Origin of the sequence: Wolbachia endosymbiont (group A) of Gymnosoma rotundatum (assembly GCF_947250765.1) — a bacterium.
Taxonomy (GTDB): domain Bacteria; phylum Pseudomonadota; class Alphaproteobacteria; order Rickettsiales; family Anaplasmataceae; genus Wolbachia; species Wolbachia pipientis.
This window is the reverse complement of sequence record NZ_OX366347.1, coordinates 812,865-838,035: the sequence shown is the minus strand read 5'-3', so window position 1 is coordinate 838,035 and position 25,171 is coordinate 812,865. Positions and strand designations below refer to the sequence as shown.

At 35.7% G+C, this 25,171-nt stretch carries 27 protein-coding genes and 2 pseudogenes; 16 read left to right on the top strand and 13 right to left on the bottom strand.

Features of this window, described 5'->3' with window-relative positions:
* Nucleotides 1-126: 126 nt before the first annotated feature.
* A complete protein-coding gene (locus OOK97_RS04160) occupies nt 127-1,263 on the bottom strand; it encodes a cysteine desulfurase family protein (protein WP_264704975.1) in 1,137 nt (378 codons plus the stop codon).
* A gap of 155 nt (nt 1,264-1,418) precedes the next feature.
* Here OOK97_RS04160 and OOK97_RS04155 point away from each other — a divergent pair, with 155 nt between their 5' ends.
* Complete coding sequence (locus tag OOK97_RS04155; protein WP_264704974.1) at nt 1,419-2,117, top strand: alpha/beta hydrolase; 699 nt, start codon at nt 1,419-1,421, stop codon at nt 2,115-2,117.
* 238 nt (nt 2,118-2,355) lie between these two features.
* On the opposite strand, the gene OOK97_RS04150 is transcribed toward OOK97_RS04155, so the two are convergent.
* Together OOK97_RS04150 and OOK97_RS04145 are read right to left on the bottom strand one after the other, a co-directional pair.
* Nucleotides 2,356-3,030, bottom strand: a complete 675-nt coding sequence (locus tag OOK97_RS04150) for an ABC transporter ATP-binding protein (RefSeq protein WP_264704973.1) — start codon at nt 3,028-3,030, stop codon at nt 2,356-2,358.
* Nucleotides 3,031-3,069: 39 nt separating this feature from the next.
* On the bottom strand, nt 3,070-3,537 hold the full coding sequence (locus OOK97_RS04145) for a HesB/IscA family protein (protein ID WP_096616045.1): 468 nt from the start codon (nt 3,535-3,537) through the stop codon (nt 3,070-3,072).
* Between the two features lie 47 nt (nt 3,538-3,584).
* Here OOK97_RS04145 and OOK97_RS04140 point away from each other — a divergent pair, with 47 nt between their 5' ends.
* The 3 genes and pseudogenes from OOK97_RS04140 (at nt 3,585) to tnpC (ending at nt 7,326) form a co-directional block, all read left to right on the top strand.
* Nucleotides 3,585-4,784: a deoxyguanosinetriphosphate triphosphohydrolase gene (locus OOK97_RS04140; protein ID WP_070356885.1), complete on the top strand. Its 1,200-nt coding sequence runs from the start codon at nt 3,585-3,587 to the stop codon at nt 4,782-4,784.
* Complete coding sequence (gene ribD / locus OOK97_RS04135; protein ID WP_264704972.1) at nt 4,784-5,866, top strand: bifunctional diaminohydroxyphosphoribosylaminopyrimidine deaminase/5-amino-6-(5-phosphoribosylamino)uracil reductase RibD; 1,083 nt, start codon at nt 4,784-4,786, stop codon at nt 5,864-5,866. The genes OOK97_RS04140 and ribD overlap by 1 nt, the downstream gene beginning before the upstream one ends.
* Nucleotides 5,867-5,978: 112 nt before the next feature.
* Nucleotides 5,979-7,326 (top strand): annotated as a pseudogene (gene tnpC, locus OOK97_RS04130) (IS66 family transposase).
* A 143-nt stretch (nt 7,327-7,469) separates the two neighbouring features.
* Here the strand turns inward: tnpC and rpe are convergent.
* Both rpe and OOK97_RS04120 read right to left on the bottom strand, forming a co-directional pair.
* Nucleotides 7,470-8,150 (bottom strand): ribulose-phosphate 3-epimerase, encoded by a 681-nt coding sequence (gene rpe / locus OOK97_RS04125; RefSeq protein WP_264704971.1) that lies wholly within the window; start codon nt 8,148-8,150, stop codon nt 7,470-7,472.
* Between the two features lie 102 nt (nt 8,151-8,252).
* A complete protein-coding gene (locus tag OOK97_RS04120; RefSeq protein WP_264704970.1) occupies nt 8,253-8,681 on the bottom strand; it encodes a zinc-ribbon domain-containing protein in 429 nt (142 codons plus the stop codon).
* A gap of 75 nt (nt 8,682-8,756) precedes the next feature.
* Between OOK97_RS04120 and dapD the strand changes: the two genes are divergently transcribed.
* Nucleotides 8,757-9,587 carry a 2,3,4,5-tetrahydropyridine-2,6-dicarboxylate N-succinyltransferase gene (gene dapD, locus OOK97_RS04115; RefSeq protein ID WP_264704968.1) on the top strand — a complete coding sequence of 277 codons (831 nt, stop codon included), beginning with the start codon at nt 8,757-8,759 and terminating at the stop codon, nt 9,585-9,587.
* Nucleotides 9,588-9,593: 6 nt separating this feature from the next.
* Here the strand turns inward: dapD and OOK97_RS04110 are convergent, their stop codons facing one another.
* Both OOK97_RS04110 and OOK97_RS04105 read right to left on the bottom strand, forming a co-directional pair.
* Nucleotides 9,594-9,878, bottom strand: a complete 285-nt coding sequence (locus tag OOK97_RS04110; RefSeq protein WP_007549418.1) for a DUF2610 domain-containing protein — start codon at nt 9,876-9,878, stop codon at nt 9,594-9,596.
* On the bottom strand, nt 9,879-10,250 hold the full coding sequence (locus tag OOK97_RS04105) for a hypothetical protein (RefSeq protein ID WP_064125057.1): 372 nt from the start codon (nt 10,248-10,250) through the stop codon (nt 9,879-9,881).
* Between the two features lie 101 nt (nt 10,251-10,351).
* Here OOK97_RS04105 and OOK97_RS04100 point away from each other — a divergent pair, with 101 nt between their 5' ends.
* Nucleotides 10,352-11,401: a class I SAM-dependent methyltransferase gene (locus OOK97_RS04100; protein WP_182320464.1), complete on the top strand. Its 1,050-nt coding sequence runs from the start codon at nt 10,352-10,354 to the stop codon at nt 11,399-11,401.
* 92 nt (nt 11,402-11,493) lie between these two features.
* Here the strand turns inward: OOK97_RS04100 and OOK97_RS04095 are convergent, their stop codons facing one another.
* Both OOK97_RS04095 and terL read right to left on the bottom strand, forming a co-directional pair.
* Nucleotides 11,494-11,739 (bottom strand): hypothetical protein, encoded by a 246-nt coding sequence (locus OOK97_RS04095; RefSeq protein ID WP_182320466.1) that lies wholly within the window; start codon nt 11,737-11,739, stop codon nt 11,494-11,496.
* 203 nt (nt 11,740-11,942) lie between these two features.
* The gene (terL, locus tag OOK97_RS04090; RefSeq protein ID WP_264704967.1) at nt 11,943-13,394 is read right to left on the bottom strand and encodes a phage terminase large subunit; all 1,452 of its coding nucleotides are present in this window, start codon (nt 13,392-13,394) and stop codon (nt 11,943-11,945) included.
* Nucleotides 13,395-13,527: 133 nt separating this feature from the next.
* On the opposite strand from terL, the gene OOK97_RS04085 reads away from it, so the two are divergent.
* Nucleotides 13,528-13,701: a hypothetical protein gene (locus tag OOK97_RS04085; protein ID WP_264704966.1), complete on the top strand. Its 174-nt coding sequence runs from the start codon at nt 13,528-13,530 to the stop codon at nt 13,699-13,701.
* A gap of 649 nt (nt 13,702-14,350) precedes the next feature.
* On the opposite strand, the gene OOK97_RS04080 is transcribed toward OOK97_RS04085, so the two are convergent.
* Together OOK97_RS04080 and OOK97_RS04075 are read right to left on the bottom strand one after the other, a co-directional pair.
* Nucleotides 14,351-15,925 carry a penicillin-binding transpeptidase domain-containing protein gene (locus OOK97_RS04080; protein WP_213863006.1) on the bottom strand — a complete coding sequence of 525 codons (1,575 nt, stop codon included), beginning with the start codon at nt 15,923-15,925 and terminating at the stop codon, nt 14,351-14,353.
* Nucleotides 15,880-16,719, bottom strand: a complete 840-nt coding sequence (locus OOK97_RS04075; RefSeq protein ID WP_264704965.1) for a polysaccharide deacetylase family protein — start codon at nt 16,717-16,719, stop codon at nt 15,880-15,882. The genes OOK97_RS04080 and OOK97_RS04075 overlap by 46 nt, the downstream gene beginning before the upstream one ends.
* Before the next feature lie 122 nt (nt 16,720-16,841).
* On the opposite strand from OOK97_RS04075, the gene OOK97_RS04070 reads away from it, so the two are divergent.
* The 4 genes from OOK97_RS04070 to OOK97_RS04055 all read left to right on the top strand — a co-directional run bounded on the left by OOK97_RS04070 (nt 16,842) and on the right by OOK97_RS04055 (nt 18,510).
* The gene (locus OOK97_RS04070; protein ID WP_255317433.1) at nt 16,842-16,964 is read left to right on the top strand and encodes a hypothetical protein; all 123 of its coding nucleotides are present in this window, start codon (nt 16,842-16,844) and stop codon (nt 16,962-16,964) included.
* 84 nt (nt 16,965-17,048) lie between these two features.
* The gene (locus tag OOK97_RS04065; protein WP_264704964.1) at nt 17,049-17,708 is read left to right on the top strand and encodes a JAB domain-containing protein; all 660 of its coding nucleotides are present in this window, start codon (nt 17,049-17,051) and stop codon (nt 17,706-17,708) included.
* Nucleotides 17,709-17,810: 102 nt separating this feature from the next.
* Nucleotides 17,811-18,146, top strand: coding sequence for a helix-turn-helix domain-containing protein (locus tag OOK97_RS04060; protein WP_264704963.1), 336 nt, complete (start codon nt 17,811-17,813; stop codon nt 18,144-18,146).
* Nucleotide 18,147: 1 nt separating this feature from the next.
* Nucleotides 18,148-18,510, top strand: coding sequence for a helix-turn-helix domain-containing protein (locus OOK97_RS04055; RefSeq protein WP_264704962.1), 363 nt, complete (start codon nt 18,148-18,150; stop codon nt 18,508-18,510).
* A gap of 150 nt (nt 18,511-18,660) precedes the next feature.
* Here the strand turns inward: OOK97_RS04055 and OOK97_RS04050 are convergent, their stop codons facing one another.
* A complete protein-coding gene (locus tag OOK97_RS04050) occupies nt 18,661-19,734 on the bottom strand; it encodes a hypothetical protein (protein WP_264704961.1) in 1,074 nt (357 codons plus the stop codon).
* A gap of 169 nt (nt 19,735-19,903) precedes the next feature.
* Between OOK97_RS04050 and OOK97_RS04045 the strand changes: the two genes are divergently transcribed.
* The 5 genes from OOK97_RS04045 (at nt 19,904) to OOK97_RS04025 (ending at nt 23,999) form a co-directional block, all read left to right on the top strand.
* The gene (locus OOK97_RS04045) at nt 19,904-20,848 is read left to right on the top strand and encodes a hypothetical protein (RefSeq protein WP_264704960.1); all 945 of its coding nucleotides are present in this window, start codon (nt 19,904-19,906) and stop codon (nt 20,846-20,848) included.
* Nucleotides 20,849-20,900: 52 nt separating this feature from the next.
* Nucleotides 20,901-21,233 (top strand): helix-turn-helix domain-containing protein, encoded by a 333-nt coding sequence (locus OOK97_RS04040; RefSeq protein ID WP_264704959.1) that lies wholly within the window; start codon nt 20,901-20,903, stop codon nt 21,231-21,233.
* Between the two features lie 34 nt (nt 21,234-21,267).
* On the top strand, nt 21,268-21,657 hold the full coding sequence (locus tag OOK97_RS04035) for a helix-turn-helix domain-containing protein (RefSeq protein ID WP_264704958.1): 390 nt from the start codon (nt 21,268-21,270) through the stop codon (nt 21,655-21,657).
* 416 nt (nt 21,658-22,073) lie between these two features.
* Nucleotides 22,074-22,841 (top strand): hypothetical protein, encoded by a 768-nt coding sequence (locus tag OOK97_RS04030; RefSeq protein ID WP_264704957.1) that lies wholly within the window; start codon nt 22,074-22,076, stop codon nt 22,839-22,841.
* 204 nt (nt 22,842-23,045) lie between these two features.
* Nucleotides 23,046-23,999, top strand: a complete 954-nt coding sequence (locus tag OOK97_RS04025) for an IS110 family RNA-guided transposase (RefSeq protein ID WP_264377791.1) — start codon at nt 23,046-23,048, stop codon at nt 23,997-23,999.
* A 172-nt stretch (nt 24,000-24,171) separates the two neighbouring features.
* Here OOK97_RS04025 and OOK97_RS04020 read toward each other — a convergent pair.
* Nucleotides 24,172-25,033, bottom strand: a pseudogene (locus tag OOK97_RS04020) (hypothetical protein); the annotation flags it as partial.
* Between the last annotated feature and the right edge of the window lie 138 nt (nt 25,034-25,171).

The following is a 25,171-nucleotide window of genomic DNA, read 5'->3' as shown; positions in this document are numbered from 1 at the left end:
GGATGACAGCTAGCCTAACAACCGTCATCCCGCTGCTTGTTAGCGGGATCTAGAGATACCGCGGGGTTGTAAAGTAATTTTTTACATCTAATGCTCGGCCAGTGCCTGCATGATACCACGTATTATCTATACCAAGGAGTTCTGCTTGTAGATATTATACCAACAATCCACTATTTTTTTTATGTCTTGTGGTTTAGTTTCTGGACCTATACTGATTCTAATTGAACACTCTGCTTGCTCTTTTGTTGCCCCCATTGCAAGCAAAACATGGGAAGGCTCAACTTTTCCAGAAGAACATGCGGAGCCATTACTAACTGCAATATAATTCAAGTCAAAATGCATGAGCTGCACATCACTCTTTACTCCTGGCATATAAATAAAACTTGTGTTTGGCAGCCTCTTAGAGTTTTTACCGAAGATTCTTATGTCACTGGCAAGATTTAATAATTCACACTCTAATTGATCGCGTAGCTCCTTTACTTCATCCATTTTTGATAGAAGGTCTGGAATATTTTGCAGTGCAGCAGAAAGGCCTGCAATCGCAACAATATTTTCCGTACCACCACGAAATCCCTTCTCTTGTCCACCACCTATTATAATAGGTTCTATCGCAAGTTCTTTATTGAATATTAAAACTCCACTGCCTGCTATACCGCCAAATTTATGGGCGGATAAAGTGAGTAAATCCACTCCTAGATCTTCCATATTAACTTTAATTTTTCCAACACTTTGAGCAGTGTCAGTGTGGCAAATTGCTCCAAATTTGTGTGCTATTTCAGCTATTTCCTTAACAGGCTGAATAACTCCGGTTTCGTTATTTGCCATCATAACTGAAACTATTGCTTTGTTTCCTTTAAGTTCGCTTAGAATTTTTTCTAGCTCTAAAAAGTCAACAATGCCCTCCTGATTAACAGGTATTATATATGGATTACATGCAGAATTAAGAATTGAAGGATGCTCTATAGCTGAAATTATATGCAGGTAGCCTGCTATTCCTCTCATAACAAGGTTATTCGCTTCAGTTGCACCAGACGTAAAAACTATTTCTTTATCACTTGAAACGCCAATAGCACCACGTACGTTATCTCTTGCATCCTGAAGAATCTTCCTCGCTTCTTGTCCTCTCTTATGTAGTGATGATGGATTGAGCGTTTGTTTTGACAAGACCTCAAATATACTTTTTTTTACATTTTCACTAATTGGAGCAGTTGCATTGTAATCAGCATATACGCAACCACTATTTTCTAAAGAGAATGGATTCATCTGTCACTTAAATAAGTTTACCATCAACTATAGCCATAACTATGTACGTTAGCTTTAACACGATAAAAAATTTATTGCAAAAACAGCGAAATTAATACATAATTAATAACTCACGTCATCAATACCTGTCAAGCGGGTTCTTATTAGGAGTTACCATGGTTGAAGTTTTTTTAAATAATGCAACAAGAAAGATAGAAGGTGAATACCACCAAAGCAAAGATGCCAACGCGCCGGTTGTGCTGGTTTTACATCATCATCCTCAATATGGTGGTAATATGGATAGTAAAATTGTACATAGTACATATACGTCTTTTATCGATAACAATTTTTCTGCATTGAAAATTAACTTTCGTGGTGTGGGAAAATCTACCGGAACTTTTGATAAGGGTATAGGAGAATTAACTGACGCTGCGGTAGCCATTGATTGGCTTCAGGAACATAATCCTAGCAATGTTCCAATTTGGATCGCTGGTTTTTCTTTTGGAGCATGGGTGGCTATGCAGCTAACAATGCGCCGCCCTGAGATAGTGGGTTTTATTGCTCTTTCTCTTCCGGTAACTAAGTACGATTTTTCTTTTCTTTCTCCCTGTCCAGTTTCTGGGCTTATAATACAAAGCAGTAATGATACAATCTCAGAAGAAAGCGATGTAACAGACTTAGCAAAAAGGTTGATAAATTCAGTAAGAAGTGATCACATGAAATACCATATAATAGATGATACTAATCACTTTCTAAAGGATAAAGAAGAGGAAGTGACTCAAATCGTGGACAATTATATAAAACTGCGCTTGAATAGTGCAACTATTTCTTTTCAAAAGGTCAAAAAAGAGGTAAGGGTAAAAGAATATGCCTAATCTTTACAAATAAGAGAAATGAGTGTAGTAATATAAATAAAAGGGTTTTGTTATGTTTAAAAAGCTATTATTTTTTGTTTTAGCTGTGTTTATGTTATCGGGGTGTTTCCTAAGTAAACAGCGTAAGTTAAAAAGTCCATGTATAAAAAGCAATGAAAGCATTTCATGCGAGTTATACTCTGTTAATGATCATTGGTTAGATAAGTATAGGGCATAGAAATTGTGCTATTTTTCCTATTCACAACTTCACTAATGATCGATCTCTCAATTGGAAAATGCAGTCTGCCTTTTCTGCAAGGAAATGATTGTGTGTTACTATAAGCATAGAGCTGTTATTTTCCTTTACGTATGAATGTAGCAGTAAAAACACCTTAAAAGAATTTGTTGGATCTAAATTTCCTGTTGGCTCATCTGCAAGTAAAAGCTTTGGAGAATTTACAATGCTTCTTGCAATTGCAACTCTCTGCCTTTCCCCACCTGAAACTTCAGATATCATACTACTTGCTTTGTTTTCCAGACCAAATTTTTCCAATGTTGCTTGCGAATTTTTTTTTGCTTCAGCTTTGCTTTTTCCTGCAATGAGTTGAGGAAGCATAATATTTTCCAACACCGATAACTCTTGTAACAAATAGTGAAATTGATAAACAAAACTAAGAAAATTTCTTCTTACATGAGTTTTATGCTTATTACTGGCTTGTGTGCAATTTATTCCATCTATCGTAACTATACCTGAAGTTGGCTTGTCCAACAAGCCTGCGATTTGCAATATAGTTGTTTTCCCTGCACCTGAATCGCCAATCAGCGCTACTACTTGCCCTCTTGTAACACTTAAGTTGATATCCTTTACAACAGCAGAATTGTTCTTGAAGCTTTTATCTACGGAAGTTAGTTCTAGTGCTACATTACCACCCATGTTTAAAAGATCCAGAAGGCATCTAAGTTTTAGTAATAATTAAACCGAAAAACTGTTACCACAACCACATTGAGACTTAGCAAAGGCATTCTTTATTTGAAAACCAGAACCACTGAGATCCTCAGTATAATCTATAACTGAGTTATTTAAAAATTTTGCTGAACAATTATCAACCATTAATACAGGATTGCCATTTTCATCATTAATTACTATATCTTTACCTTTTTCGCTAAAACTGGAGTGGCTTCTATAGTCCTCACTTTCTTCATAGTCATAGTCATCATCTTCGTCTTCGTCATCAAACTCATCATCGTAATCATCGTCTTCATCATCCAAAGATAGATTTTTATTCATTTGATCCATAAGAAAATTGTATTTGAAGCCAGAACATCCACCACCTGAAACTGCAACCCGTAAAACGGAACTCTTATCCCCTTCCTGCTCTGCAAGAGAGTGGATTTTTTTTAGTGCATTATCAGTTAAGTTGATGTTGTAATTTGTTGACATAGTAACCACCATTTATTATTGATAACTTATTATAGTAGAAATTTTACATGTCAAACAATAATTTTCTATTAAATTATGCATGTTTTCCAAGCAAAACAAAAGGGAGATACTTCAAAGAGCCAGAAGATGAGAATCGCAGCTGCTTTCAGCGTGATAGGGACCGTATCATTCACTCTAATGCGTTTAGAAAATTGGAGTACAAAACACAAGTTTTTATCAATTATGAGCACGACTACTATCGCACTCGGCTTACTCATAGCCTTGAAGTTGCACAAATTGCAAGGTCCATTGCGCGTAGACTTGGCTTAAATGAGGATATCACTGAATGCATAGCGCTCGCACATGATCTTGGTCATCCTCCATTTGGTCATGCAGGTGAAGATGCTCTAAAGAAATCAGTTCAAGATTTGAATCTTGATAACGAGAAGTATGAGTTTGATCATAATGTTCAAGCTATAAGGATTTTAACTTACCTCGAACAAAAACATGCTGATTTTGATGGTATGAATCTAAGTTGGGAGGTGATTGAAGGAGTTGCAAAACATAACGGTCCCTTGCTTGGTCAAAACGCGGAGTCTTCTACAAATAATCAGCTGTTATTAGAATACAACAAAAAATATGATCTAAAACTTGAAGAATTTTCAAGCATTGAAGCGCAAGTTGCTTCAATTGCCGATGATATTGCTTACAGTGTTCACGATCTTGATGATGCACTCAGGGCGAATTTAGTAACCATCGAAGATTTGCTGAATGTTCCTTTAATTGAAAAAATGTTTAAAGACATAAGGAGCAGATATTCAGAATTGCCTCAGAGCAAACTCATACATGAATCACTGAGTGGAACTATAGGAACTATGATAAGTGATGTTGTTTCTCAGACTGAAAGAAATATTGAAGATCACAAAATAAAAAGCGTAGAAGACGTAAGAAGTCTAAATAAAATGCTAGTCACATTTTCACCAGAAGTTGCGAATGCTACAAAAGAAATGAAAAGATTCAACATGGAGAAAATATACAGAAGCTATAAACTGAGTAGAACGATGAACAAAGCAAAACGCATAATACAGGAACTCTTTCAATGTTTTTATGAAAACCCAGGATTACTTCCCACAGAGTGGAGCAAACTCGCTTGTGAATCTCAGCGTTCAGTAATAATATGTGACTATATCTCAGGTATGACAGATAGATTTGCTATACACGAGCACAGAAGAATTTTTGATACCTCATACGAAATGACTTCTTTCTAATGACTGATGATCATTTCATGTCAATTGCATTAAGGCTTGCAGAAAAAAATCTTGGAAATGTTGCACCAAATCCTGCTGTCGGGTGTGTTATTGTAAAGGATGGTACAATTGTTAGTGAGGGATACACAGGGATTGGTGGGCGTCCGCATGCGGAGGTAGTCGCTTTGCAAAACGCTAAAGATTCAACTCATGGCGCAACTATATATATCACTCTTGAGCCATGTTGTCATCACGGAGTCACGGGGCCTTGCACTGCAAAAATCATAAAAGCTAGCATAAAAAGAGTAGTAATTGCAACTATTGACCCAGATAGTAGAGTTTCAGGCAGAGGCATGAAAGCTCTGAAAGAAGCAGGAATTGAAGTTGAGCAAGGTATCATGCAAAAAGAGGCAGAAGAACTGAATGTCGGTTTTTTCACCACTAAAAAACTACACAGGCCATTTATAGCCTGTAAAATCGCAACAACTCTTGACGGGAAAATCGCAACATTTACAGGCGATAGCAAATGGATAACAAGTGAAAATACGAGAAACTGGGTGCATGAGCTCAGAACGAAATATGATGCAATTATGATCGGCAGCAATACTCTTATTAATGATGATCCACTCTTAACTTGCAGATTACCAGGACTCGGAAGTAGATCGCCAATAAGGCTAATTATAGATAGTCAAGGGAGATTAAAGGAAGAGCATAACATTGCAAAGACTGCAGACAAAGTAATAACTTGGGTCATCACAAATAAAGAAGTAGAGAAAAAAATAAAAAACATTAACTACTTGAAAGTCAATTCAAACGATGCAGGCAAAGCCTGCCTAAAGGACATGGCATTAAAACTTGTTTCAGAAATCGGTATAACAAGGTTATTAGTTGAAGGTGGAGGAGTGTTAATCACAGAACTATTAAAGTGTAATTTAATCGACAGGTTGATAATATGCCGCAGTGGTAAAATTTTAGGCAATGATGCCACTCCTTTTGTAGGAGATTTAGGGATTCAATTCATTAACAACTGTTATCAGTTTAAAAAAACAAAGATAATAGAGTTTAGTGAGGATATAGTTGAGGTTTGGGATAGGTCGTCATAATCCTTACATACTCAAACAGTAAAAAAAAGGTATCCGTTCAGCGGAGCGGTAAAATAAAAAGTAGACAAGGAGTGCTAAAAACATAATATCACAAGTAGTATGTGTGGTAAATATGTCTGATCTACTAGCTAGTCTTCTCAAGCTCTGTGAAAGCTTTAAAATAGAGATAGAGCAACTAAAAGCAGAGATAAAGAGGTTAGAGATAGAAAACGAAAATTTTAGATCTGAGAATAAGGCGCTAAGAATCGAAAATGCTGAATTGAAAGAAAGACTAGGTCTGAATTCACAAAATTCATCGATACCGAGCTCAAAAGAGTTATACAAGCTAAAGAAGAAAAAGAAAAAAAGTGACAGGAAAATAGGGGCACAGATTGGGCATGAAGGAAAGTATCGCCCTAAAATGGAAGCAGATGAAGTGGTGAAAATAGAGTTCTTGCGAGTGCGGAGGAGAAATTGCGATATCGAAAGAGCCATACATTCATCAAAAAGTTGATTTGCCAGAAATTAAGCCTTATGTTGTGGAATACCAATGGCCGCTGTTGCAAGTGTGGAAAAAGAAAAAGTAGCAGGCTACCAGAAGGTGTTACTGCGGATACATTTGGTCCAAAAGTTAAGTCAACAATTGCGGCGCTGAGCGGATTTTACAAGAACTCGAAAAGAGAAGTAGCAAATATTATAAAAAATATTTTCAACCTGGACATCAGTGTTGGTAGCGTGTCAAATAGCGAGGCTAGAGTTGCAGAAAAATGCCAAGAAGCATATGAGCAAATCGAGCAAGAAGTAAGTAAAAGTGAAGTTCTGCATATCGATGAAACGAGCCATTATAACAAAGGTAAACTTGGTTGGTGCTGGATGTTTGCCAGTAATACAGCAAGTTTTATAAAATTGACAGAGTCAAGAGGAATGAAGGTTTTACAAAATAGTAAGTTCTGCAATCGCAATAGCTTACGACAGGTACGCAGCATACAACTACTTTGCCGATAAGAACAGGCAAATCTGTTGGGCACATTTATCAAGAGATTTTGAAAGATTAGCACATAGTTGAAGTTAAAGTTCTGGGCTGTTACTTAAGAAACGTAGCCACTGAATTATTTGCACTAAAAAAGGCCTTGCTAAAAAATGAGATAGATGTTTTTAGATTTACCAGACGTGCCAGAAAATTGCGAAAACGTACAAGGTATTACTTGAAGCCGTTTACCTGAAGCAATTGGAGCTTCTCGAGTTGCAAAAAATATTTTGAAATCTGAAAGAATAATGTGGAATTTTTTAGATGACCCAGAAAACATTCCGCTGACAAACAACCATGCTGAACAGCAGATACGGCATTATGTCGTTTATCGCAAAAATTCATATTTTACCCAATCGAAGTGGGGAACTTGAACGGATAATTTCATTATACTTGACATGGAAACAAATGGGCTTTCCAAAACCTCTTATCTATCATCTCTCACACCGCTTAGCTGAACGGATACAACCCAAGAAAGGTTTTTCTACGTCATACCGCCGCGGTATCTCAGCATAGATTCCGCTAACGAGTAGCGGAATGACGAATTTGTTGTTTTTCAAATTGTAGGTAAACCTAAGCCACTTTAGCTATATAGGGTCACAACAATGGATTTTTAAGATCGTTTACGGCCTTCTTAATATCTTCAGCCTTGAATATCGCCGATCCCGCAACTAAAATATCTGCACCTGCTTTTATTATATCAGCTGCGTTAAAAAAGTTAATTCCACCATCCACTGAAATTTGTGTTTTAAGATTACGCTCCTGTATCATTTTTTTTATAGTAGATATCTTGTTCAACTGTGAATGAATAAATTCCTGCCCTCCAAAGCCAGGGTTGACTGTCATAATCAGCACAATATCTAGCTCATGTATTATATATTCAAGCACACTTGGAGAAGTTGAAGGAACAATTGAAACTCCAACTTGAATCGGTTTTTTTTCGTCGTTTACATTTTTGTATGACTTTATCTTTCTTATCAACCTCTCAAGGTGTATCTCTGCTTCTGCATGTACAGTGATAATATCAGCACCAGCATTTATAAAGCTTTCAATGTGGTTACCAGGAGATTTGACCATTAAATGCACATCAAAAGGAAGATTGCTATATTTACGTATTGCAGAGACAACGCTAGGACCAATTGTAATATTTGGAACGAAATTCCCATCCATAACGTCTATGTGTATGTAATCTACACCTAAATCGCTAATTTTTCTTACTTCTTCTCCTAATTTTGCAAAATCTGCTGAAAGTATAGAAGGTGCAATTTTAATACTCATGAGCTGCCTTTTTTACTAAAAAATAACTTATTTTTAAACTCTGTCACCCTAAACACCATCTAAGTAGCTAGAGAAGCTGGATACCGATATCGGTATGCCTATTTAACTAGATCTTAAATTAGATAAAAAAAGGTAGTCTTGATAAAACTTATTTACAGCAAGTTTTTTTACATTTGGACTTTCTGTTTGTTCTTTTTTGTACCCTAATTTATAGCTTATTGAATCCTTGTATAAACTGATCGTTTTGTATGCTTTGTTCATCTCTCTAGGAAAGATGCCATTAGCAATTACGACGCATAACCCTGTAGCTGTTGCAAAAGCTAGAGTGGTAAATGCTAGATTTTGTAAAAAATTCCTTCCACTAACTTTTTTTTCCTGTATATTAGCAAAGTGCGGTTTGTTTGACACTTCTTCTAGATATTCATGCCATATGTGATTGCAGTTCGTACACTTCACTTTTCTTCCGGATGCACCTATTTGCTTAGGAGATACTAAGTAAGTTTTAGTACAACTATTACATTGTATTTTCATAGCACTTACATATAAAGTAGTAACAAGCTCAAATGATACAGAGCTACAAATTTAATATCAATATATATATAACAAATGGAAGGTTCGCAACTAAAAAAAACAAAGAGTGAGATAGAAAATATTTGGAAAAATAGAGAAAAATTTAATGACTGTAATCTAAAGAAAACAGCAAGAATAGCAATTAAAGGGGTAATTGAGCTCCTTGATAGTGGCAAAATTAGAGTAGCAGAAAAGCTATCAAGTGGAGAATGGGTAGTACATAAGTGGATAAAGCAAGCAATATTATTACATTTTCTCACTGAAGAAAGCAAAATAATAGACAATACCAATTGCTGGTTTGACAAGATCGGTAACAAATTTAGTGAATGGAATGAGGAGAAATTTCGCCAGTTAAAAATTAGAGCAGTTCCTGGGTGTTTTGTCCGCCGATCTGCTTATATAGGTACAAATGTTGTTCTAATGCCAAGTTTTATCAACGTTGGTGCATATGTTGATTCAGGAACAATGATAGATACCTGGTCAACGATTGGTAGCTGTGCGCAAATAGGAAAAAACTGTCATATTTCCGGTGGAGTGGGAATAGGTGGAGTTCTTGAGCCTATTCAAGCTTCACCTGTCATTATAGAAGATAATTGCTTTATTGGAGCACGTAGCGAAGTGGCCGAGGGTGTGGTAGTGAGAGAAGGATCAGTCCTTGGCATGGGTGTGTTTATTGGGGCGTCAACAAAAATTATTGATAGAGAAACTAGCAAGGTATTTTACGGCGAAGTGCCACCTTATTCTGTAGTGGTACCAGGGTCTATTCCATCTAAAAATAACATTTCAACCTATTGTGCAGTCATAGTAAAAAAAGTGGATGAAAAGACGAGATCGAAAATCTCTATAAATGAAATATTGAGGGATTAAACTATCTCACTGCTTGTCGTCACTTTTTTTATCATTATTACTAACCACAGTAATGGCATACGCGCATAGCTCTGAGAAAGAGACTCCATTTTCTTGAGATAATTTATATAATTTTTGTAGACTTTCTTTTACTTTATTAGGGATATTCCCTCCACGTTCTTTTACAAGCCAGGAATCTTGATGATGAATTGGATGAGCATCGCTTTTTGGATTTCCTATATATATTGCAAAAGGTGAACTTTGCCCTTTGAAGTCACATTGTACAGTAAATTTTTTTATAGATTCGGCCATTTAAAGACCTCTACTTTTCTTTTTGGTCGATTTTATAGCAGGTGGAAGAGGTGGTTTCTTTATAAAATCTTGTCTATTGACAACACTTTCTCTACCTTCCAAAGCTCGGCGAACATCAGCTCTGCTTAATTGCGACTCTTTTGCTACCTTCATTCCATGCTTTGCCATAATATTAGCATATGCTAGTACTTTTTTTACCAATGCTAGATCACCATCTAGCATTTGAACTAGCACTTGAAACACTTCCGCTAAAGTTAGTCCATCAGCATTTATAACCTTGTTTTCTATAAAATTGACAGCTTCTTCAAATTTGTATTCAATACTATCATCTTGAGGTATAAGGGCAACATAATCGGTGTTTTTGTCGTCCATAACTGAAGCACTATTACTCACAAACTTAAGTTTATACTATATATATAAATACTCTACTATTTTATATTATGGCACGCTATAGTTAAACATTTATTAATAACATGCTCACTTATATACACGAATTAATTGACAAAAGTCAAGGATCAATATCCATCAGTGATTTCATGAATGCCGTTTTGTACCATGAAAAATACGGCTATTATACAAGTAAACTACCGCTTGGTAAGGATGGTGATTTTACTACCGCACCTGAGATCAGCCAATTATTTGGTGAAGTAATTGCAGTTTGGATAATGCATACATGGGAAAAATTAGGAAAGCCATCAAAATTTTCTCTAGTTGAACTTGGGCCAGGCAAAGGAACACTCATTCACGATATAATAAGAGTCACTAAAAAATACAGCAGCTTTTTTAATTCAATGTTGATCCACTTAGTTGAAATAAGCCCTACTTTACGGAAGATACAAAAGGAAAAATTAAAAAGCTTAGATGTTAATTGGCACAAAAATATTGACAACCTACCAGAACAACCAACCATTTTTTTAGCAAATGAGTTCTTTGACGCTCTTCCGATAGATCAGTTTGTATATCATGATGAGGGGTGGTATGAAAATATGGTGACAAAACAAGATGATGGCAGTCTCTTGGTGTCATGCCAGTGCGTGACACTGGAATCCAGAAAAAAAGAATCATGGATTCCAGTGTCAGCTACTCAGATGACAAATGGAAAATTTTTTAATGGTGCAGTGGTGGAAATATGTTCAGTTGGGGTTGAAATATTAAAAAAACTTGAGAAGAAGATATATAATAATAAAGGAGCTGCTTTGATTGTAGATTACGGTTATGTATACCCCGCATATAAGAGCACTTTGCAATCGATAAAACAACATAAGTATGCTAATTTTCTTGAGAATGTTGGTAATAGTGATATTACCGCACTTGTAAACTTTCAAGCATTAAAAGATTCATTAAAACACGTAGATTGCGAGATTTTAACTCAAAGAGAATTTTTATATCTTTTTGGCATAAAAGAAAGAACCCTGGCTTTAATGAAAAGCGCAAGTGATGAACAAAAGAATAGGATCTTTAGTGAATTCTTAAGGTTGACTGAAAATATGGGCACTCTTTTTAAAGCAATGCTATTGATATAGCTAACCCAAGAAAGGTTTCCCTACATCATACCGCCGCAGCGCTAACGAGTAGCGGAATGACGAATTTGTTGTTTTTCAAATTGTAAGTAAACCTAAGCCACTTTAGCTATAGCATAGCTAAAGTAATTTATGTTATTGGGTAAGTTAAAAATATGATATAAATAAGATAGGAGGGAGCTACTCACTATAGGAATAGAGTTGTGCACGACCCACAACTGTACGAACATTTGTTTGCGAAGAAATGTTATAGCTGGTTTTGCCTCAAACACAAAGATGTCATACGAGTAGCTGACTACTTGGATCCAGCCTTTCCATCCAAGACGGCAGTGCCCAGACACTGGAATAACAGCAGTCCTACGTCATACCGCGATTCATTCGCGGTATCTCATCCGCTAACAAGCAGCAGTTCTACGTCATACCGCCGTGGTATCTTTTAGCATAGATCCCGCTAACACATAGCGGGATGACGGTTGTCAGGGTGTCATGAAAGTAGCTGACACTGGTCTCCATCCAAGAGGGTGTCATCCCTAGTGGATTCAAATCACAATGCTCGTATAGCTGCAACCCTAGAGCTACTATCTCTCACCCACTGCAAATATTGCACGGTACTGTCCACTTGGTCGTCGTGGCGCGTTTCTGGAAACATTAAAATTTCATACTCAAAATCGTTCAGCCATACTGCTTGGTGCGGCAGAAAAACCTTACCAGACTCTATAATCGGAACAATTTGATAAAATCGAGTGAGTTTGTCATCATGTGGTACTATTTCGATAATTGGTAAATCACTGCTTGTTTTTAGCTCTTGCACCAATTGCTGACCACTTGTTTTTGCTTCGATTAAAATTGCGTGTGGTGTCCATCTTGCTGCTAAGGACAAAACTTGCTCTTTAAGCTTTGGATACTCAAGCTTTGCGCGATATACATCAAGTAAATAGAATTTATTATCTATTTTTGCCCAGGTGGTGCAGACACTAAAGTTGCTCATGTCGCTTGTTGAAACCGCAGTATCCCAACTTTGTGTTACATGCGAGAGATTATCAGGAACATTTTTATAGCGCTTTAGCCACTCTGGTTTAATTATACCACTTGAAAGCGGCAGAGGGTTTTGTTGATATTGAGCAGCAAAAGCGTAACTCCCAAGTTCAGCTTTTATTATCTCAACTTCTTCTTTTCCTCCATCGAGGGGATATAACAACTGACCTTCTTCTCTTGAATATAATATCCTTACAGGTGACGCTGGTTTATTATATAATCGCCTGGTCGCACAGTGCTGAGCTACTCGGATGACAGGAACGGGAGGCATTGGCTTTTTGATTGAATAAATAACCTGCTTATTTTCAGAAATCATTGGCAAACAAATATGATGCCATATGTTTTTTGGCTTGGAGAGAAGGTGTCCAGTTAAGTCCTCCTGGTGTAGCCTGTGCATTACAAGAACGATGACTCCTTTTTTTCTATCGTTCAGCCTGGTTACTAAAGTCTGATCAAACCAGTTTGTGGCACGCTTTCTAAGCGTTTCACTCAAAGCTTGAGCAGAACTGAGCGGATCGTCCACAATGATAAAATCACCACCTTCACCAGTTAGTGTTCCACCAACTGATGTTGCGATTCTGTATCCTCTCTGCACTGTTTGAAATTTATATTTGGTATTCTGGTCTTTGGATAGTTCTATCTCTGGAAATAGCGCTCTATACCAACTAGACTGCATCACGCACCTGGTGTCGAGCGAGTGCTTTTCGCTGAGCCGCTGAGAATAACTTGCAACTATTATTCTCGCAGTTGGTTGGTTTCCCAGTATCCATGCGGGCCACGCAACACTAGCGCACAGGGATTTCATTGAACGCGGAGGCATATTGAATATTATTCGTTTCACTTCACCAGCGCTCGCCGCTTCCAGCCTGTCTGCTATGACTTTTATATACTGATAATCGTTATACTCACACCCCGGCACTACCGTTTGAAAGCATAACTCAATGAATTTTAGAAAGTTCATGATATAATGTTGAAACCAACGCGTGACGCTGGGATGACAAAAAAAGGAGCACTGGAATGACACCCTACTTAACCGTCATACCGCGATTCATTCGCGGTATCTCTTAACATAGATCCCGCTAACACGTAGCGGGATGACGAATTACTTAACCATCATTACACCGTCATACCGCGATTCATTCGCGGTATCTCTTAACATAGATCCCCTACTATACCTTAACATAGATCCCGCTAACAAGCAGCGGGATGACGAATTACTTAACCATCATTACACCGTCATACCGCGATTCATTCGCGGTATCTCTTAACATAGATCCCCTACTATACCTTAACATAGATCCCGCTAACAAGCAGCGGGATGACGAATTACTTAACCATCATTACACCGTCATACCGCCGCGGTATCTCAAAGCATAGATCCCGCTAACACGTAGCGGGATGACGGTTGTCGTTTAGCCATAAACATTAAGAAATTTACCAAATGAAAAAAAAGGCAAAAGAAGCCCCGTGGTTATTATCCGCTTTAAAATATTGGCGTTTTTTATGTTTTAAACGCTTGACAAGCGAGATTCAGCCGCTTTTAATTGCAACTAACCTACGCTGCAAATGTTTAAGAAATTTACTAAGCAGAAAAAAAGACAAAGAATCCCCGAGTTAGCTAGTCTTTTACTATCTCTGTCGAGTATTGGCATTTTTTGATGTCTTGTAACGCTTTATAAGCGCGTTCAGCTTATTTAGATAAAAATCTAGATGTAGATGAAGTTTTGTAAAGACATACAGTATCTATATACTGCAAAAAATTGAACATAAGACGCCGATACATTAAGTAATCCTTACCTTTTAATCTGCAGATTGGCGAAAGCAAATACAATAGCTTCACTATCATGATAAGGGCGCTGGCGAAGGGTGTCAAGTAAGTTTTTTCGTTTCTATTCCCAATAAAAGTTTGTTATATGGTTATGCAAGAAGTTTAATACTCATAGTTTCAAGCATATACTGAAATATCTCATTAGCAATTGCAACATCTTGGCGTGGGGCTTTGCCGTGTTCTATAAACACAGAGATTGCATAGCGCGGGTTATGGTAAGGGCCATAGGCGATAAATAACTTATGACTTTCGCCCTTAGAGTTTATCTCTGGTGTACCGGTTTTACCGGCAATTTGTATACCGCTTAGCCCTTTCTTATAGGTTCCAGTTTTAGAATTCACCACATCAAACATAGCTTTTCGAACTATGCTAAGATGCTCACAATCCACATCAATATCGGGAAAATCTTGTATCGTTTCATTCATCTTAATGCGGGGAATTACCTCTTTTCCTGTTGCAATCCTCGCTGCAAGAACTGCAAGCTGTAGTGGTGTTGTAAGCATATACCCTTGTCCTATAACTAAGTTGATAGTGTCACCTAAATACCACTGCGAATATAGCTTTCGTGTACGCCAATCTCTATCTGGCAACAACCCTGGAGCTTCTTCTTTAAACGTTCCAATCAGTGGCCCACTTCCAATACCAAATTTTCTGGCCATTTCTACCAGAGAGTCTACACTTATTTTTTTCCCTATATTATAAAAGTAAGTGTTGCATGATAATGCCATTGCCTCATTTAAAGATACATACCCATGGACTTTGCTTTTCAGACAACGAAATTTCCGCTCACCTATTTTCATATAGCCCTTGCACGAGAATTTCTCTTCTGGTGTTATTATCCCGTCTTTTAAACCCGCAAGCGCAACTATTACTTTAAATATTGAACCAGGTGGAATTTGATATGATAACGCACGATTCACAAGCGGTAATGAAGGAGCATTCAAGTTTTCCCAAGTCTCATTTGATAGCCTGCTAGCAAAAAGATTATTATCGTAAGAAGGTGAATTATATAATGCTAAAATTTCTCCATTATTTACATCAATTACCACTGCGGAGCCTTGGTGATCTTTAAATACCTCTGCGGTTTTCTCTTGCAGATTAATATCAATTGTCAGTTGTACATCTTGTCCGTCTTGTTGTGGTATGCTTGATAATTCTTTTATGACGCGTTTTTTAGAATTTATTTCCTGCTCAGATTTTCCTGACTTGCCTTTCAATATATGATCATATGTATATTCAATACCGCTGATTCCTACTTCGCTTATGCCTTGCTGTCTTTTTGTATATCCGATTACATGAGAACACATTGAACCAAACGGGTAATAACGTTTATAAAGAGCAGTTATTTTTTCTGACGATTTTGCTATTTTAGACTCGACTTCTGATAATGTCTGCAAATCAACTTCCTTACCAGAACCATCAAACAAAACAACATACGAAATTTTGTTTACCGCAAGTTCAATGCTATTCCTATCTAAAATTTTGCCCCGCTTAGGCATAATAGTAGCAACTCTTATTCTATTACTATTAGATAGTGCTTCGTACTTTTGTCTGTTTCGTATTTGTAAATTATATAACCTGCAACTAAAAACCGCAGAAATGGTAAGCTGAATACCACCTAATATGAATGCTCTGCGGTTAAAGACTTTGTTTTTTGTCCACATAACATTCCTTCAAAACGCACTTTTTTCCCCTCTTTTATTGTTACACTTCTGGCTTTTACCGTATTACAAACCCTTTTTTCCCACTCACTTAAGGTCACAAACTTATAACCTGATTTTTTTAGTATTTTAATAATATGAGGTAAAGCTTCAATTGTGTTTGACCTGTTATTGTGATCATGAAACAGTATAACTGCTCCATTATGTACATTACTTAAAACTCTTTCAACTAAAGTTTCTGGCTTATCACCTTGCCAATCTAGCGAATCAACTGTCCATAATATTGAATACATATTTAATTGATCAGTATTTTCAATCAGATTATCGTCATAACATCCATATGGCGGACGAAACCATTTTACATCTTGTTTTGTTGCATTTTTAATTGCTGTATTTGTCTTTTCCAATTCTTGCAATTGTTCCTCACTTGAAAGCGATGTCAATTTCCTATGCGACCAAGAGTGATTGCCTAACTCATGACCTGATTCATGAATTTTCTTTACTATTTCAGACGTTTTTTTATTTATACGTTCACCAAGCACAAAAAACGTTACTTTTGCCTCATAGCTTTCCAGAACGTTAATAATATCGTTTACTCTATTGTTAGACGGTCCATCATCAAACGTAAGCGCAACAAACTTATCGTCATTATTCAATAATTTTTTTATATTACTTAAATTCCTATATGATAGATCCAGATTACAACTGAGCCCACAGTATGGTAAATTAAAATTACAATCACTACAAAAAGCCGTACTTGAATATAGTAAGAAAAAAGTGATTATCCTTATAAACATTTGTAATCAGCAAAGTGATAGAATACTACACTTTTTTGCTAAGTTAAGCCATCTTTAATTGCTGTAGCCTTTACTTCATCGCTTCTTTAATATATTGTATTAACAATTTTATATAATATATTATGATTGCAAATATAAATACCGTTGCGCTTCAGGGAATTAGCACAGTAAATGTCAATGCACAAATTCATATGGCAAATGGTATTCCAGCTTTTAAAGCAACAAGGACAACATTGCAAATTTAGAGTTCAAAAGGGTTATTCCTCGAGAACTACTGCGTCAGAAAGCTGGCGTTGAATTTGTATATAATGTTGACCTTGGAGGTTTTTATGAATAATAGTGAGAGAAAAGAAAAATTGGAAACTCGCATTTTATCAAGTAGAGGCAGGTCTTTACTTGACCATGAGCTACTGGAACGTACTCTATCTGAATATGCAGAAGGAAGAGAAGTGGCAAAAAGGCTAATTGAGCTCTTTAGTAGTTTAGGAAGGGTAATTAATGCTGACTTTCATGAACTAAAAAATGTTACAGGAATGAATGATGGAGCAATAGCAAATATCTTTTGTCTGAAAGAGATTTTTGATAGGATATTGAAAGGTAAGTTAAAAAAGCTGTCGATTCTTGATAACAGAGAAGAGCTATTAAAATACTTTAAAGCAGCAATAGGGCATTCACGAAAGGAAAGCTTACGAGTGGTATACTTAGATCGAGGTGGTCATTTAATATATGAGTATATTCAAGACTGTGGAACTATAGACAGAGTACCTCTATATGTGAGGGAAATAATAAAACAGGGATTACTGATTGATGCAGCATCTGTTGCAATTTCACATAATCATCCAAGCGGAGATATAGAACCTTCAAAGGAGGATGAGGATAACACACTTACATTAGCTGCAACCTGTGAAAATGTAGGAATGAAATTAATAGATCATATAATCGTAACACAGAAAAGCCACTTTAGTTTTTATGACAGTGGTTTATTGTAATCTGTAGACCGGAAGGAAAGTTCTCCAACTTTCCTTCTTTTTTTCACTTTATAAATTAAAAAATTCAATATAAGCTTGAACAGCTAAAATTAGTAATGAAAGGTGGAATTAGGCAAAAAAATAAAAGAGCTTAGGTTATACTGTGGTTTGACACAAACTGAATTAGGAAAAAGAATAGGTGTTTCATATAGGCAGATACAAAGGTACGAAAATGGTTCAAACCACATTTTGGCTAGTAGACTATACGACTTAGCAAAAGCCCTATCGATTAATGTTGCTGATTTTTTTACTGATATGCACGCCGACTCACATGAAAGTTACGATGAAGAAATACTAAAACTAGTCAAAGGATATAACGAAATTAAGAGCAAAAGGTTACGTAGTGTAGTTTATATATTGGTAAAATCTTTTTCTCAAAGTATATTATCTGATACGTAAAATGACCATACAACGTCCTATCGATAAGCAAATAGGTGAAAGAATAAGGAAAAGAAGGCTAATGTGTGGTTTTAGCCAAAGAGACTTAGGAAAAAAGCTTGAAATTTCATTTCAGCACATACAAGGATATGAAACTGGAGAAGTTAGACTTATAGTTGATAGGTTATATAAATTAGCAGAAGCTTTGTCCGTTGATATGTCATATTTTTTTACCAAAGCCTCTGAGGACTTGCGTGATAAGGCCTTTCACAGCGATGTAGGCAGCGAAGAAATATCAAGATTAGTAAGAGAATATAGAAAAATTAAAGATGAAACATTGCGTGATATTGTGCATTCAGTGATAAAGGCTCTTGCTAACAAATAGTACAAATTTTAAAGTTCAGGTATTTTTTATAATATAAAACACTTCTACAAGCAATACTAATTAAGGTAAATTTTTTATGGTAATCTTAATTAAATTTCAAGAACTACTTTACTTTGCGATAATTATGGCTATGTAAAACATAGCCACCAATCAAGAACGTCCTACAGATGTCGTTTTGGTATCTTTTAATTTGCTCACCCAAGAAAAAGTCTCACTACTTCTAGAATTTTGGTCGCCCCACCTTCCACATCTAGTAAAACTGCCTTTTTCTACTGCTTCTTTAACAGACATTCCACCAAATAAACAACCCTTTCCTACGATTTCTCCTATTTCTTGCAACTCGTTCCACATTTCTTCATCTTCTACCTCAATTTGTACTTGATGATAGTCTGCTGTGTCATGATATACCATTAAATTTAGCTCTCCTAGGCTAGTATAAAATGTGACTGCAAAAGCACTGTTATCCGATATATCCACGTAGTCTCTTTCACCGCCTTTCCCAGTTTTGACTTCAACTTCACCATCACCTATTTTTATAATATTGCCACCAAGGTTTAAGTCTCCTTTACTTAAGCCCAAATTTTTTGCACCTTCTACAACTTTGGCAACATCAACTATGCAGCTATGTGAAAATTCCATATAGAAGGTCTTATTATCGATTTCTACATTTTCAACAGTTCCTTCTATAGTAGCGTTCTCTCCAACTTCCCTGAGTTTTTTGAGCCTACTATATATTTGTGGCTCAATTTCTTTTTGCACCTTTTCAGTTACTTTCTTATCAACTTGTACATTAAAATCTGCTCCATGTAAGGCTAACTTTCTGATTATATCTTCTTGTTTATTTCCTTTGAATTCGTCACGATACATCTTAAACATTGTAACGTTAGCGAAGCCAAAGCCATCTTCATTGGCAGCATTTATTCTTATTCCTAAATCCAAAGCTTCATCGATAACTTTACTTAACTCGTTTATATTTTTAGCTGCAATAGCTTTTTCCAGGAATTCATTTAGTTTCATATTTTCATACTCACTTAGTCTTGTCCTGCATAAAGCTGATCGAAATGGATTGAGCTCCTCAGGATATGTTAAGACAGGTAATTTACTAATCTTTTTATTCGCTGTTGGAGCAGCTTTTATAAAATTAGGTAATAACCCTTCTTTTGCTATTCGCTCTACCGCTTTTAACATTTTACTAGACAATTTTTTACCATTTATTTTTTTCATTGTAACCCTCACTTAATTTCATTACTATATCGTGATAAATATTATTTAATTGTTAATATTATACGACTTATTGATTTACTTTGCGTTATAATAGCAAACTTTACGGGCATTTACACTAGAAAAACACATCTTGTAAAAATTATTTCAATTTCAATCAAAGTTGGGTATTGTGATTGTAAAACTGAAAGAAATGGATCTCTTGTCTTACTCCACTGAAAAGTTGAAGAAGCATTGTCAGCTACTTGATAATGAAGAAAAAATAATTCTATATGAGCAGCTGCTAGACAAGACTAAAGACATACTTGAAAATTCAAGAGATAATATTTCTGAACTGAAAAAGATCAGTAAAGCTGCTGTAGCAATAGAGGAAACCACCGATAAGCAGTTACTAGAAAAGTTTAATGATGACCACCCGCTAAGAGAAGTGGACATTTTAATCTACTCTCCTCAAGGAAATACTGAATATCTATTCAGCATAGATAACTCGTCAGAGCTTTATGATTTAAAAGAAGATAAGGATAAAGCTCTTTATAATGCAGTAAAATCAAATGATGTTGAGCTTGTAAAAAAGCTGCTAATGATCCTTTTACCTACAGAAGTAGGTAATTTTGATGTAGAATACTTGGAGGAATTGAAAATATTGCTGTCAGGAATTCACAAAGAATTGCAATTATCACAAGATATGAAAAATTATCTTGAGAAGACGATAAAGTTCTATAGTTTTTTATGTAGTAATTTTAACTTACTAGTTGCAAATCCTACTGACGTAAAAGCCATGGTTGATCTATTTGCTGCTCAACCAAATATTGATTACCAAATAGATAAGCTTCTGCTTTCTTTTATTGTGAGAGATGTAGAGGAAGAAAAGTTAAGTTCTGAAATCAGTCACATGATAGAACTTCTCGAGCAGCATGAAAGATTTTCTGAGCTTGAATATAAGGTTAGAAGATTAAGATCAGAGTTTGCAAGTGGTAAAAGCAGATATTCGGCTGAAGTAATACGAAATAGCATTGCAGAACGAGAAAAAGAGATGAGGGAAATTGAGAAAAGGTATATAACGCTACATAATTTAATTAGCGAAAGACAGAAATTATTGAAGCAATTTTTTTGTTGACTGTTTTTCCACTTCATAAAATTTGTTGTAAATTGAATAACTGAAATTAAAGGTGCAATTAGGCAAAAAAATAAAGGAACTTAGGTTATACTGTGGTTTAACGCAAACTGAGTTAGGAAGAAGAATAGGTGTTTCATATAGGCAGATACAAAGGTACGAAAATGGTTCAAATTGCATTTTAGCCAGTAGACTGTATGACTTAGCAAAAGCCCTATCGATCGATGTTGCTGATTTTTTTATTGATATGCACGCCGACTCACATGAAAGTTACGATGAAGAAATACTAAAATTAGTCAAAGGATATAACGAAATTAAGAGCAAAAGGTTGCGTAGTGTAGTTTATACGTTAGTAAAATCTTTTTCTCAAGGTTACAATGAGAGTTAGTATTGCTTTGATATATAAATTAAGATATTAACAAATGATTGTGCAAGCTGAACAACACCCTATTGATAAACAAATAGGTGAAAGAATAAGGAAAAGAAGGCTAATGTGTGGTTTTAGCCAAAGGGACTTAGGAAAAAAGCTTGGAATTTCGTTTCAGCATATACAAGGATATGAAACTGGAGAGATTAGGCTTGTGATTGATAGATTATATAAATTGGCAGAAGCGTTATCAGTTGATATGTCATATTTTTTTACTAAAACCTCTGAAGACTTGCATGATAAGGCCTTCCACTATAGCAGCAGCGGTGTAGGTAGCGAAGAAATATCAAGATTAGTAAGAGAATATAGAAAAATTAAGGATGAAGCATTGCGCGATATTGTTCATTTAGTGATAAAGGCTCTTGCTAATACAAACTTAAAATAAAATTGGTGTAAATAGTAGTTATTACTAAATTAATAGCGATTCATTTTGGAAATAGAAAGGAAAATTGCAACAAGTTTGTAGCAGCAAATAGAGTTAAGTAAGAAATTTTTTGTTGATGCTGTCAATTTCTATAGTTTGGAGATACTGTTCAGTCTTTATAACTCTAATTGGAAGGGGAGCAAATCTCCAAATCGGCCTTGTTGGCATAAGTAATTTATCGGCTTCACCCTTCCTGTAAAATATTTTAGCTCTAATATCTTACGTAGTGAAAGATACAAGGTAATTTAAGTTGGTAGATACAATAAAAAAAGTTGTTGCATTCCAAATTATTTATGTTAAGTATAATGCGATGCTAAATTTGGTAAGTTAAATAGCTTTAACGGTGAAAATATCTTTACTTAACGTAGGAGGGTTATATGTTTGTAAGTAAAAAGTCGAGTCAGAGTAAGTGGAAACAGATGATTGTAGGTCTTGTAGGCAATACTATATCTTCAGCTGATCAAGCTATCTCAGGTTGGTTTTGGAATTTAATTAACAATCTACCCCGTGATTATTTTGCCAAAACGTTTGATCAAGTCAATTATCTTGATAAAAGAGTTTGGGAAGGATTGTTTAGGTTAAGAATAGAGGAGCTAAAAGAGCAGTTAGAATCAGGATTATTGGAAGGAGTATTTGAAGCAGATATTATTAAGTTACAAGGGTTGGTTGGTAAATATAGTTTATCTCCCGTCATTTATGAAGATGGACTAAAGGGATTAGAAGATTTTATATCCAACTTAGATAATCCAGGCAATTATCTAAAAATATTAACAGAGGTAAGAAACGAATTTAGAGAAGAGTTAAAAGCACAACCTTCACTGATAAAAGGATGTATTCAAGGTGATGCTAGCTTAGGAAGAAGGGAGGCTGCCTATTATAACTCTCTGTTAAATGATAAAGGTAATTTGAGAAACACAAGTTCTAAAAAAGTTCCTGCTCAATTGCCAATCTTAGATAAAGCTGTTATCAATAGAAAGGAAAACAACAGTTCAAAGTTAAGAAATATTAGTAAATTACTTTTTGGCAGCCCTGCACAAGCAGTAACGTTATTTCTGGCTGCTCAGGCAACACTTACCAGCGCTGTTAATACACAATTGAGGGACTGTTCTACCAGTATTACAGGAAATTGTAAGATGGAAATGTGATATAAAAGAGATAAGAGAGAAAGATAACCCTGCTCACTAGGAATAGGGTTACCACGGGCGTGTGCGACCGGGAGGAAATTGGTATTACAACCGTTAGAATCAAGGTACACTAGCCCTATCTCTCGATACGTTTGAATAGTTGTTTGGGACATATATATGCACCCGTTTACAATCTTAAATTAACTAAAACTATCGAGGTTTATTATGGTTACATCTTATCAAAATTTTATTGGCATTGACATCGGAAAATTTAAAAATGTCGTTGCAATTCACAAACAGAAAAATGCTGTCGAATTTGACAATAATGCTTCTGGCTGGCAACAATTGTTCCAAGAGTTTTCAGATGTCCTACCTAATTCTTTAGTGACTTTAGAAAATACAGGGAAATATGAGCTTGGCTTATCACATTTTCTTACCGACAAAAATATTGCTGTGCACCGAGCTAATACTCGTAAAGTAAAAAGCTTTATTTTATCTCATGGAACTTTGGCGAAGTCTGATAGATCAGATGCAAGAGCTCTTGCTCAATATGGATGTGAACGCCATAGAACTCTCTCTCTATTTGCACCTACGTCAAAAGAACAATCAACTCTAGCTGCACTTTGTCAACGTCGTGACGACATTACGCAAATGAGAGCTCAGGAAAAGTGTAGACTGGAAGCTCCTGAAAATGACCAGATAAAGGAAAGTTGCCAGAAGACCATTGAATTTTTCAATAGTCAAATAAACGAACTCAATGACACTATGCAAAAAATTATTGATGAAAGTCATGAGCTACAACAACATCAAAAAATCCTTAAAACAGTTCCTGGAATAGGCAAAAAGTTATCACAAGATTTTTTGTGTTTAATGCCAGAGCTTGGTTACTTAAACAGAAGAGAAGTAGCAAGTCTTGCCGGAGTAGCACCTCATCCTAAGGAAAGTGGTAAAGCTATTGGTTATCGAAGGATTATAGGTGGTAGAAGTAACATTCGTTCAAAGCTCTTTACAGCTGCTATGGCTGCGGCAAAGTCCAAATCTGTACTTGGTGCGTTTTATTCTAAGCTTGTCGAAAGTGGTAAGAAGAAGATGGTGGCTATAACAGCTCTAATGCGAAAAATTATAGTAATTGCTAATGCAAGACTTAAAGCAGCGATTATTTCACACAGTAGTAACTGACAATGAATATTGTGAATAATACACAAACTTAAAGCACATATTCATTGGCTTAAGCAGAAATTTCTGTGGTAGCTGTTTGATATAAAATTCTATTTCTATGACAAACGGGTTTTTATTGCCCATATAATTTGCAAAATTACACAAATAAAAAATTTTTAAAAAACATAGTTGATTCTAACATGACAGAGCTGCCATCTGAAATATCGGTATAGTTTCTTATACCTCCCTTCTCACTTTTAACTTCAACTGCATCATTGCCTATTTTTAAAATATTACTTCCTAACTCTCTCAGTATTTTGGCTACTTCTATTTTGCTATCTTCGGAAAATTCTATATACGATGTTGTATTATCTATCTCAACATCTATTAATTCTCCTTCTTGCACAGCACTTTCTCCAGCTTTCTCTAGTTCTTCTAGTCTCTCATCTATCTGTGGCTGAACTTCTGGTTGTAGCTCATTATAGATTTCACCTATCAATTTATTCTCCAATAAAGTATCATGAAACTCTGCACCGTTTAGCATTAATTTACGTATTAGCTTTTTACGATCAGCCTTATCAAATTTATGAAAATGTGTGCCCAGTATCACATATTCCGCAAAGCTCCATTCCCCATCATTACATGCATTTATCCTTGCTCCAGAAGCTAGTACTTTGTCTATAACTTTGTGCAATTCATTTACGCTTTTTGCCTCTACTACAGAACTCTTAAACCAGCTTAACTTTTCACTTTCGCTTGCATTTGGCTTTATTTTTTTCAAAGCTGAAGTAAATGGATTTAAATATTCTGCTTGATCGTTTAAAGGTTTTGTACCATATATATAATCAAGCCCTTTTCCATAGTTGATTTGAACGTCTCTATTAGAGGAGGGCACTTCTCCAGGTTTTTTAGCCTTATTAATTTTGCCTACAAAGGTGTTAGTACGACCAATTCCTGTAATCGCATTTGATATTTCACCCTTTGATAAGATCAACATTTAATTCGTAAACACCTCCTTCTTGATCATCAAAAGGTACAATTATTTTATTAACCATATTAGCCTCCGCTATTAAATATACTTTACTAAGTCTACAACCGACTTTATTACTTTATTATTAATTTAATATATACTTTCTCATTAATTGTAAGCAATGATTAATGCACTTGCAAATACTTTCTTCATTCAAGTAGTT